The 10,570-nt window shown below is 45.2% G+C and carries 6 protein-coding genes and 2 pseudogenes; 4 read left to right on the forward strand and 4 right to left on the reverse strand.

The genetic code is table 11. The annotated features are described in order from the left end of the window. Positions 1–212 precede the first annotated feature (212 nt). Positions 213–1,373 (reverse strand): cobalamin-independent methionine synthase II family protein, encoded by a 1,161-nt coding sequence (locus AMS66_RS02570; protein WP_053779301.1) that lies wholly within the window; start codon positions 1,371–1,373, stop codon positions 213–215. A 111-nt stretch (positions 1,374–1,484) separates the two neighbouring features. Beyond that, the gene (locus tag AMS66_RS02575) at positions 1,485–2,054 is read right to left on the reverse strand and encodes an SF0329 family protein (protein ID WP_053779302.1); all 570 of its coding nucleotides are present in this window, start codon (positions 2,052–2,054) and stop codon (positions 1,485–1,487) included. 159 nt (positions 2,055–2,213) lie between these two features. Between AMS66_RS02575 and AMS66_RS33365 the strand changes: the two genes are divergently transcribed. Beyond that, positions 2,214–2,300: a hypothetical protein gene (locus AMS66_RS33365; RefSeq protein ID WP_236703108.1), complete on the forward strand. Its 87-nt coding sequence runs from the start codon at positions 2,214–2,216 to the stop codon at positions 2,298–2,300. A gap of 173 nt (positions 2,301–2,473) precedes the next feature. Here AMS66_RS33365 and AMS66_RS02580 read toward each other — a convergent pair whose 3' ends face one another. Beyond that, the gene (locus AMS66_RS02580) at positions 2,474–3,451 is read right to left on the reverse strand and encodes a tRNA dihydrouridine synthase (protein ID WP_053779303.1); all 978 of its coding nucleotides are present in this window, start codon (positions 3,449–3,451) and stop codon (positions 2,474–2,476) included. Between the two features lie 549 nt (positions 3,452–4,000). Between AMS66_RS02580 and AMS66_RS02585 the strand changes: the two genes are divergently transcribed. Continuing rightward, the gene (locus AMS66_RS02585) at positions 4,001–4,207 is read left to right on the forward strand and encodes a DUF2536 family protein (RefSeq protein WP_053779304.1); all 207 of its coding nucleotides are present in this window, start codon (positions 4,001–4,003) and stop codon (positions 4,205–4,207) included. Between the two features lie 196 nt (positions 4,208–4,403). On the opposite strand, the gene AMS66_RS02590 is transcribed toward AMS66_RS02585, so the two are convergent. After that, positions 4,404–8,858: an endo-1,4-beta-xylanase gene (locus AMS66_RS02590; protein WP_053779305.1), complete on the reverse strand. Its 4,455-nt coding sequence runs from the start codon at positions 8,856–8,858 to the stop codon at positions 4,404–4,406. A 329-nt stretch (positions 8,859–9,187) separates the two neighbouring features. Here AMS66_RS02590 and AMS66_RS31490 point away from each other — a divergent pair. Together AMS66_RS31490 and AMS66_RS02595 are read left to right on the forward strand one after the other, a co-directional pair. Next, positions 9,188–9,331 (forward strand): annotated as a pseudogene (locus tag AMS66_RS31490) (GNAT family N-acetyltransferase); the annotation flags it as partial. 284 nt (positions 9,332–9,615) lie between these two features. Then, positions 9,616–10,570: pseudogene (locus AMS66_RS02595) on the forward strand (leucine-rich repeat domain-containing protein); the annotation flags it as partial.

Raw genomic sequence — 10,570 nt, forward strand, 5'->3', positions numbered from 1 at the left:
AGAAAGAGCCACTTATCGGGCAATACAATGGCGATCCAGATACGTCCTGTGAGGCTGCACTTAGATATGCTATTTGAGTATGGTCCTGCAACCTTAAGCAAGAAACTACGTTATTTTGGGGAGAAAAGAGGTATAAAAAATAGAGATGCCTCGCAGGTCCATTGACGGCCCTACGAGGCATCCCTTTTAGCTCAAGATGCTGCTATTCGAAATTAGTTTTCCCAGTATTGCTTGGCAATCTTTTGACCTTGATCGATTTTTGCCCATTGCTCAGCTTCGCTTAGTTCGTTACCGCCATCGCAGGATGCAAAGCCACATTGGTGCGAAAGTAACAGACGATCCTTATCAATAATTTTAGATGCTTCGTCAAGCAAACGGATTACGCGCTCTTCATCATCAAGTGTATTGGTCTTAGATGACAACAACCCTAATACGATTTCCGTTTCAGGTCTATCTTTGAAAACCTCCAGGGCTTCGATAGAACCCGCACGATCATCATCCCACTCCAGGAAGAAACGATCATATTTCAATTGCTTCAGGAACAGGTTAGCGATTTTCGCGTAAGATCCACCGCCCATGTTGCGAGAATCATAGTTGCCGCGGCAATTGTGTGTCCACATTTTCAATCCCAGGCTATGACCGAAGTCAATCACCGTATTATTAATATCAATAAATTCTGTAGCGAGACCTTGTACTTCTTCTTGATTAATATGCTCCCCTGTAAATGGAGAGTTCGGGTTGTCGTCTGCAAACAGTTCCCACAAGCAATCATCGAATTGCAGGATTTTACCGCCCGCAGCAGCGAATTCTTCGACAAATTCCTTATACGCCTTCACAAGACCCGCTTTGAGCTCCTGAATGTTCTGATAAACAGCGTCCGTACCGCCGATATTATCCGACCAGGAAAGTTCACCAAAAATATGGGATGGAGACGGTACGCAAATTTTCTTTTGCTGGTCACCCGCCGTGTCCTGCAGTTGTTTGAACTGTTGAATGAAATGATGATTTTTGCCACTCAATTCGCCAGTTATGCGCAGGCCAATATCTTTACGTGTTTCATATTTTGAAGATCCATCGACATCACGGAAAAAATAGCCATGGTCTGCGATATAACGCTCAACTCCACCAAAGCCCCACACAAAATCCAGATGCCACATCGATTTGGAGAACTCTCCATCTGTAATAATCGACAGGTCATGCTCGATTTCTTTTTTCACCACTTGTTTGATGGCCTCAGTCTCGCATTTTTCATAACCTTCAAAACTTTCATAGAATGGATATTTGATATCATCACGATGTTCAATTTGCGTTTTATATTTGAGCAGCTCATCAGGAGGCAACAAACTACCTACGATCTGGAACTTATCAGTCATGTCAAAAACCCCCTCGTTGAATACCATTATCATATCATGCAGAACGAGGTTGGCTGAGATACTTAAATGCCATAACTAGTTATAGTTAAAAGCTATAGCAATATATCAATTTCACACTGTCCTACGCCGTATTTCATAAAAATACTGCACAGCCGGATGCTTCATGTTAATCGACTCAGACATGTTCAGAATTCGCTTCTTGCCAACGCGTCTGTCCACCAAAGCCAGAATATTGAACAGAATCTCCTTGCTCTCCAGATTATCCTCTATGGAAGTGGACAAAAACGTAGTCGCTGCTGCTGTAAAATTCGTTTTACTTAACGCGGTTTGTGCCAGCAACAGCTCTTTGGCCAGTACGGAGACTTTTCTGCTTCTTGCCATGACTTGAAGACGGTCCTCCGGAACGTTCCCTTTGGTTTCGTTTCGAATAGCTTCAATCTCTTCATCACTTACAGATATCACGATATTGGGATCATTCTTAATCTCCTGATCGGACTGATACCACCGGATTGGTGTAGTCGTATCCCCCATATTGAGGATATTCTTCTGATCCACGGTCAGATAACAACTACCTGATTTATCAGGTGAATAGCGATAGCTGGTCGCCCGGTAATCTACTTTTCCAACCAGCGCAGGACTAAGAAAACTTTCCAGCTGTTGCTTTAATTTACTCCAGGACATAGATCCTCCTATTCTCAAAAGCCTGCTTCCTAATCTAAGGCACTCAGTTCAAATTAAATATTGCTCTAAACTTTCCAACTCCAGTAACGATATTGATTTAAATTATAACATAGCACAACGAACAGACATCTTCGCTGGCTGGTAGAACAAGGGGCAGATATCAACGCACGTGACAAATATCAACGCACGCCATTAAATGCCCATGCTTCACACTGGTCAGGAAATGTAGCCTTGTTCCTTGATTAGGTGCGGATCTGGAAGCTGTGGACTACCAAAATGGACGAAGTGCAGTAGATTATTACGACTAAAACGACATTAACAGCAAAAAAGAAGCGGAAGAGCTACCGCTTCTTTTTTGCTGTTAAATCTACCTGAATCATACTCCGTATCCATGATTACAACCATTCGTCTTCTTCGTCCTACTCTGTCTCCGCATGTTCCTGACTTCCAAACTCATCGAGCAATTCCCGTACTCTAGTCGTTGTTTTGGCGTTCATTAAGCTGTTTCTCAGCTCACTTGCCCCGCGGAATCCACGGACGTAGATTTTGAAAAAGCGGGCCAGCGGGCTGAACGAACGCGGTTCAAGCTCTGAATACTGATCATGCAGGTCCAAGTGCAGCCGCAGCAAATGAAGGAACTCCTCTGTGGTATGCTCCCTTGGGTCCTTTTCAAAAGCAAATGGATTCTGGAAAATGCCCCGTCCAATCATAATGCCATCCACACCGTACTGCTCGGCGAGTTTGAGTCCGGTCGCGCGGTCAGCAATGTCTCCATTAATGGTTAGCAGCGTATTCGGCGCAATCTCGTCCCGAAGTTTCTTGATCTCCGGGATCAACTCCCAGTGAGCATCTACTTTGCTCATTTCCTCTCTTGTCCGCAGATGAATGGATAGATTGACAATGTCTTGCTGCAAAATATGAGTCAACCAGTCGCGCCATTCTTCCACCTCGGTGAACCCGAGGCGAGTTTTGACACTGACGGGCAAGCCACCGGCTTTGGTCGCCTGAATGATCTCCGCTGCAAGCGCAGGACGGCAGATCAGACCGCTTCCTTTCCCATTCTCCGCCACATTGGCGACAGGACAGCCCATATTAATATCGATGCCTTTGAAACCTTCCTTCGCCATACCGATGCTCATCTCGCGAAAGAATTCCGGCTTATCTCCCCAGATATGGGCTACAATGGGCTGTTCATCCTCTGTAAAAGTCAGACGCCCGCGTACACTTTTGTTCCCCTCCGGGTGACAGTAACTCTCTGTATTCGCAAACTCCGTAAAAAACACATCCGGTCTGCCTGCTTCACCTACGACATGGCGAAACACAACATCCGTCACATCTTCCATAGGTGCCAGTATAAAAAATGGTCGTGGCAAATCACGCCAAAAATTTTCTTTCATATTAGAAACTCCTCTATATATACCAGGACAGTCTATGTCCTTATTAATAGTAAAAAATCGTAACTCATGCATCTGTATGTTTATCTTTTACATTAGTATTAGCAGATCCGTTGAAATTTACATTTTGATGTCCTTGCTTCTTCTTCACTTATACCATGCAAATGTAACTTCGTTCAAACATCAGTATCTGTTAATGACATCAAGATGAATATATCCTACCCCGAAGAGAAGCGCACTCTTCAATAGACTCGCATAAAAAAGAGGGGCGATGCCCCCCTTTGCTAATTGCCGTATGGGTCCTTCTCCATTTATTACTCCACCAATTTTACCACGTCTTTAGTTGATTTTCAGCACGAGTTTATTAGTGATTATTTGAAGCATAACATTCCCTTCTCGTTTTGACTCCCCTAGAATAGAAATCAGATCGCCTCCATCGTTCTAATTATTCGCTTTGTTCGCTCTTGCCGAACCGGACAAGCTCCTCTACAATAAAAGCTCGGCAGGCTTTTGTACCTGCAAATCGTGACATGGAGGAGGCCTGAATCAAACATGGAAATTACACTGGATATTATCAAAGACAAAGTCGAATGCCTGCAGGCTTATGACTTCAATGAACTGGAACGGGCAATCGAAGACCGAATCGGAATGAACAAGGCATTGCTGCTCCGAGTGAAGCAGGTTCAGCATCAAGTCACGTTCGACCCGCTTCGAAATAAGATGTTATATAGTGCAGTTGTTCATTTTTCTGCAGAGTGATGGACGAGTTTTTTTACTTTGCTAGCGCCCATTACAAAAGTATACCCGGTCATTACGGAACCCATGGAGAATCCGCCAAAGAAGGTATATACATTCTCCCCGCCGCCTTGCATTCGATATGAAATAGTAGAACTACCCCCGTCTGGATTATACGGGGGTAGTCTTTTTTTATTTGCTGGTTTAATTAACTTTACATTTACAGTTTCCAGATCCGGTAGAGAACCATCGCTGCTTCAGCGCGGGTCAATGGTTCGGCTGGTGCGATTTTTCCATCTTTGCCGTTGACAATTCCGCTTCCTACGAGGGAAGCTACACTATCCATCGCGTAAGTGGAAATGCTTGCAGCATCGGAATAAGGAGTTAGATTTCCATTGCCGGCAGATTGCTTACCAGCTGCTTTCAGGGCTTTTGCCGTAAGAACCATCATGTCTTGACGAGAAATGCTGCTGTCTGGTTTGAATGTGTTGTCTTCGAATCCAGAGGCAATTCCAAGTTCTTTGGCAATAGCCACGGCTTGTGCGTAGTGAGCAGTTGGCTGTACATCGCTGAAGGCTGCCCCGTTCGTGCCTGAGCCCTTCAACTCAAGTGCTCTGACAAGCAAGGTGATAAAGTCGGCTCTCGTGATGGAAGCGTCAGGAGCGAAGCTGTCATCAGAGATTCCTTTAATAATATCGCGTGCAGCCATCGCTTCGACTGCTTGTTTTGCCCACAGGACATTTTGCACATCGGCAAAAGACTTGGTTACGTAGGCTACAGCATAGGTGCTGAAATGAGTCGTTTTAAACACCATCGAGCCGGATTTAGCATCATAGCGTCCGCTTGGTACGGCTGTTGCCTGTCCTTGTTTGTCAATGTAAAGAATCACGATTTGATGCGCATTGACAAGCTCCTGTGCAGCAGGCGTGTACGGAACAGATATCGTTACAGGTGCCGCTGGGTTGTTCCAGGCAAGGACACGGTCACCAGCTTTTACGCTTAGATCGATCACCGGACGGCTGCCCACAATAGCGCGAACATCTGCGTTTAAGCGATCTGCCGAGACTTTGTTAATCTGAATAGAGATTTGATCGGTTTGTTCCGTAATATTAGAAAGCATATTGGACGGAATATGAAGTGTTGCAGTGTCCGTCTTAAGCACAAACTCAACATTATTGTTGCTTTGCAGGCTTGAAGTCGGCAATTGCACAATATAGGATTGTACATTTGTTTGCTTCGGCAATTCGATGGTAACCTGCTTCTTGCCATTTGCACCTGGAGAAGCTTTTTCAATGGCTTTATTCAGGCTGTCGCTTGAAATGATTGCTGTGGCTGTTCCATTTTCGACTTTAATTACCGGTACAATCACCGAGTCGTTGCCCGGGAGCTGTGGTTGTGGCTGAGGCTGCGGAGTAGGTCCTGAGTTCGATCCGCCACTGTTCCCCCCGCTGTTGTTACCTCCACCATTGTTGCCTCCGCCATTGTTTCCGCCGGAAGAAGGCTTTCCAGTCAGCGTCAATTCACCGAATACGGAAGTATCCTGGTAACCTTGACCGGATGGATCGTTCCATGCGTTCACGCTGATTCTGTTGCCGTCTTTGGCATCATTGATCTGCGCATCAAAGCCAATTTTGGCATTGTTCGCAGGCTTAACCTTTTTGAACGGGATCTTCATTTCAACGGTGTAGTTGGTACCGGAAACAGAGACTTTGGATTCGAAGCCTGCAGCGATCTCCGCAGGATTAAAGGAAGCGGCGTTCTCGAAATTCACTCTGTATTGTCCATCATCGTCTTGGAAGTTAGCCGTTTTTCCGTTGTTTTCATCGACGAATACTTCTACGGAATCCTGCTCCCATACATTCGGGTTGGACTTGTTCAGTTGATCGTCTCTGACTTGAACGAGCACATACAGATTGTCGTCATCCCAGAGTGCTTTTGCTGTTCCTGTAGCACCTGACCATGCCATTTGCTTCGTTTCCAGTTTCATTTCAGGAGCTTTGCTCCATACGCTGTCTACGGAGCCATCGATAGCCGGTGTCCCATAGTAAGCACTTGATTTCTTGTATTCAAGCTCTTCAGGTGGATTTTCCGCCATGTACTTTTCAGGATCAACGACCGCGTAGAACGCCTCTTTGGCTTGAAAATTCTTATCGAACAAGGTTGGATTCTGCTCAGCTCGCCAGCTGGTGCTGTCATTTAATCCCCAGAAAGTGACACGAGAAATATGCTCGCTGTTCTTCTTATAGAGATCCATCAATTGGGCATACAGATAGGCCTGCTGCTTTGCTTCTTTTTCAGTGATTGTAGAATTGGCGCCTGCCATAATGTCCAACTCGGTGACACTGACTTCTACTCCCAAGGAAATAAAACGCTCGAGCGACATCTTGACATTGTCCAATCTCGTGCCCAAATTGTAGTGGGCTTGCATACCGATGCCGTCAATCAGTTTCTCGCCCGGGTGATTTGCGGCGTACTTCTCATTGATCTCTTTCACCATACTGTAGATGGCTGTAGCTTTATTTTGGTTGTCATCGTTATAGTCATTGTAGTAAAGCTTGATATCCCAGCCGTTTTCATCAATGACTTCTTTGGCCGCGAGGAATGCCTCCTCAAGAAAGTCAGGGCCGATGGCCTGTAACCAGCCGGAGTTACGCAATGCATTTTTCCATTCTTCCGGATTAGCCGGGTTATCGTTCATGGCTTCATTGACAACATCCCAGGATATAACTTGGTCACCAAAATGCTCAACGACCGTTTTAACATGTGTTCTTAGATTCGTCAGAGCATCCTCACGGCTCAATGGTTCACCATCGTCTGCCGTATGAAGCCATGTAGGTGACTGCGCATGCCATACGAGCACGTGACCGTGCAAATCAAGGCCTGCATCCTGTACTTTTTGGACAAGAGCATCTTCTGCGGTGAAATCAAATTGTCTGTCCGTGTCATATGCATAATCCGGCTTCATATCATTCTCAAACGTGACGACATTGTGATGCTTCTTCAGAAGCTTGAGCCGAGTCTCGTCAAAGGTTGACGGATTAACAATGTTCCCGATCAGGAAATCATCTTTGTAAATATCCTTGAGGTTAGGAAGGTTTTCTTGAATCGGAGGTGCGGCAGTTACAGGTCCCAGATATTTTAGAACAAAGTCATCTAAGAAGAAGGTACGGTTGCCGCCGTCATTGTTTGCTGTTTCAATATAAGCATTGAGTACGCTTGGAGTAGTGGTGAGCGTATACTTACCCGTTAAGTGTATCCATTCCTGATCAGTAACGGTTGCATTTGGTGAAACGTTCGCAAAGCCGCTGTCAGCATATTGAACACTAATACGAAGAGTTGTAGGCTCTTCGCCAGGTGCCATTTTCACCCAAGCAGACAGCTCATATTCGTGATTCTTTGCCATTTTGCCATCAGCATTAACCAAGGCTGCATCATATTGTGTCGTAGTCATCACAAGCAAGCTTTGCTTGCCGCCAGATGTATGATTATCGTCTTCGGAAAGGACTACCGTTTCACGGCCGTTCCGTGCTTTGAATCCATCCAGACCATTCTCAAAATCGGCAGAGATGCCCGTTTTATCTACATTTTCCGGTGCGGTTTGATCAGGGGTTACATCGGTGATGATGACTTCATCAATGTAAATATCCGAGGTTAACGTATTGTCCGATGGTTCAACATAGATGATTACCTCATTCGTTTTAGAAGGGATTTCGTAGCCTTTGGTTTCTAAGAGCGTCCAGTCAGAAGCGGTTACAAGCTTGTTCCCTATAATCCAAGGATACTTCTGATCATCGGCTAATATTTCAGAATTTATTTTGGAAGCCAGATGGAACTGGCCTTCACCTGAACCGACCCTAACCTTGAGGGAAATATCATACTTACGGTCGGATTTCATTTTGCCAGTAAGTACAAGAGAAGGAACAGCCTTCTCGTCGGCCCGGTTGAAGAACTTCAGAGATTTCGTGCCTTCGGAGGCTAAGTTATCAACGACCGCAGTATCCCCGCTCGATCCCCAACCCAGCTTGCCCCAACCACCGGTATTGCCGTCTTCAAAACTTTGGTTAAGGACTACCGTGGGTTCGACAGGTGTTGCTGTCTGGGTAATCGTGATATCCCCGATATAGAATTGAACACCATTTCCGGCATCATCAGATTTAATCCGCAGAGCTGTCTTGTCCGCACTGGTTACGGAGAGAGCGGCAGATAGCGTAATACCTTGTCCTGCTTTAAAGTCAGCAGAGCTAATTCCAGTGTATCCCTCTGAGCCAGTAACGCCCTTATTAGATACAATCTCCAGGACAGCTTTCCCAGCTGCAGGCGGGTTAGCATCCGTATCGACATAAACGGAAGCGGTTACAGAATACTCTTTGCCAACTGACAAACCAAGGTCATCAAAAGCGAGGTCCACGCCATCCCAGTTATTAGATCGGTTAATAACTTTTAAAGCTGCTCCATCATCATTGCCTTCAAACGGCTTGCCTGTTACAGTGCTCAACTGGGCACCACCTGATTGAGTCACCTTGCCTTGACCATTCTGGAATGTTTCCTGATACACAATTTGTGAATTAGATGCCGCTAGATCCGCAGCGCTAACTGCCGGAGCTATCAAGCCGCCCGGAAGAAGCAGAGCCGCTGCGAGTAACCCGGAAACGACCTGCTTAAATGATTTCCTCATTCGAAGCATTCCCCCCACACCAAATTTTTTATTAAATTTATAAAGCGCTTACATAACTTGCTGTAGCCAGCCTCCTTTCACCCCAGATAATACCACTTCGTGAAAGAGAAATCTTACTCCAAATTAAAGGGGAATCTTAGTTTTTTACAGAACTATACCAAGTCTGATACGGGTATGGACATGCTCTTCATCCCGCTGATTAGGCCGCAGCAGATAAATTCGTCGTAGCACTCACAAACAGATCCCCTCTTCAGTACTTGGATTATCACTACTCGACGATATTTGTATCTCAGCGTTCCTTGAATTCGATGCTTGATATACCAGCTTAAACAGTGATCACACATCCTGATTATCGGGGAAAAGGACTTTCTGCACGTTTAGTGAATAAAGTTTTAGAGGAATACGAGAACAAGTACGATTACATGTACCTTTTTGCCAATGAATCGGTGCTTGATTTCCACCTCAAGTTTGGGTTGATTTATTTAATAATGCCTACCACCAGCCATACTTAAAAAAGATCAAAAAGGAGCAGGATTTCCCTGCTCCTTCGCTATGTGAAACTTCTTTCTCTCATCAAACGTAAATTCACAAGGTATAATGAAGTCAGATGACCGTTCAGCATGATCTTATGACCATCATAATGAAGGAGGGGACATTCGTGGCGTTTATCCCGTTAAACTGTCCCAATTGCAACGGAAGGATTGAATACAAAGAGGGTGAGATTTTAAAGTGTCCCTATTGTGAAACAGAGCTTTTATTGAAGCAAAATCATGTCTATTACGTAGATCAGACCATTAATCATTACCACGGAACGCCCCCTAAAGCACCGCTGAAGCAGGCTGTCTCCGTAAAACTAATGCTGATACTGATGTTTGTCCTAGCTGGCGCCATCGGTACATATTTTTATTATAGCAACAGCTCCACCTATTCAAAAACAGAAGCCAATCTGCCTGTGCGAAAGATGCCCGAAAGCGAGGTTCTGCTCTCATTTTTGCGAGATATCTTCGATAAAGGGTCTGCCTTGCCGACAGAAGAGGAATTGGCTCGTCTTCGCTATTTAACCGTAGAGCATTCGGAGAATGATCAATGGAAGTTTACATATAGCCTCTCTGATCCCTTCAGCGATGAACAGGCCGAGAAGATCACTTATGTTACTCAGGACAAGAAACTGAATAGCCAGCGGATTGATCAGCGAGATTTTGAAGCTTTTAAGGGACTGACGGCATTGGACCTCACGAATACCTATGAAATCTCCCAGACGGACCAAACCACTTTGGCCCATATGTCCGGATTAAAAAGTTATGGAGGCGCTTTTAACGAATCCTTTAGCAAATTTTCGGGCTACTTTGGCGACAAGTCTAAAATTACGGAGCTTTCCACTCAGCTTCGCAGCAATCAGGAATTGGCTCTACTGCTGGAATTTCCTAATCTGAGCTCTTTATCCATTACCTATGTAGATGAGTCCGTAACGGATTTCTTTCTGTTGAATAAACTGCCGCTCAAGTCCCTGTCGCTCACCTTTGTCGATGAACTCGAATGGTTGTCGTCCATGACCGGGCTGTCATCCTTGTCCATACATTACAGTGAAGCTACAGACCTACAGCCGCTGTATGCCTTAACCCAGCTTCAGGAGCTTCAGCTTTCCTATTTAACCAACGTAAAGTCCATCGACTTTGTACAAAATATGCCTGCTCTACAAACGCTAGATATCG

It is taken from the genome of Paenibacillus xylanivorans (genome assembly GCF_001280595.1).
Taxonomy (GTDB): domain Bacteria; phylum Bacillota; class Bacilli; order Paenibacillales; family Paenibacillaceae; genus Paenibacillus; species Paenibacillus xylanivorans.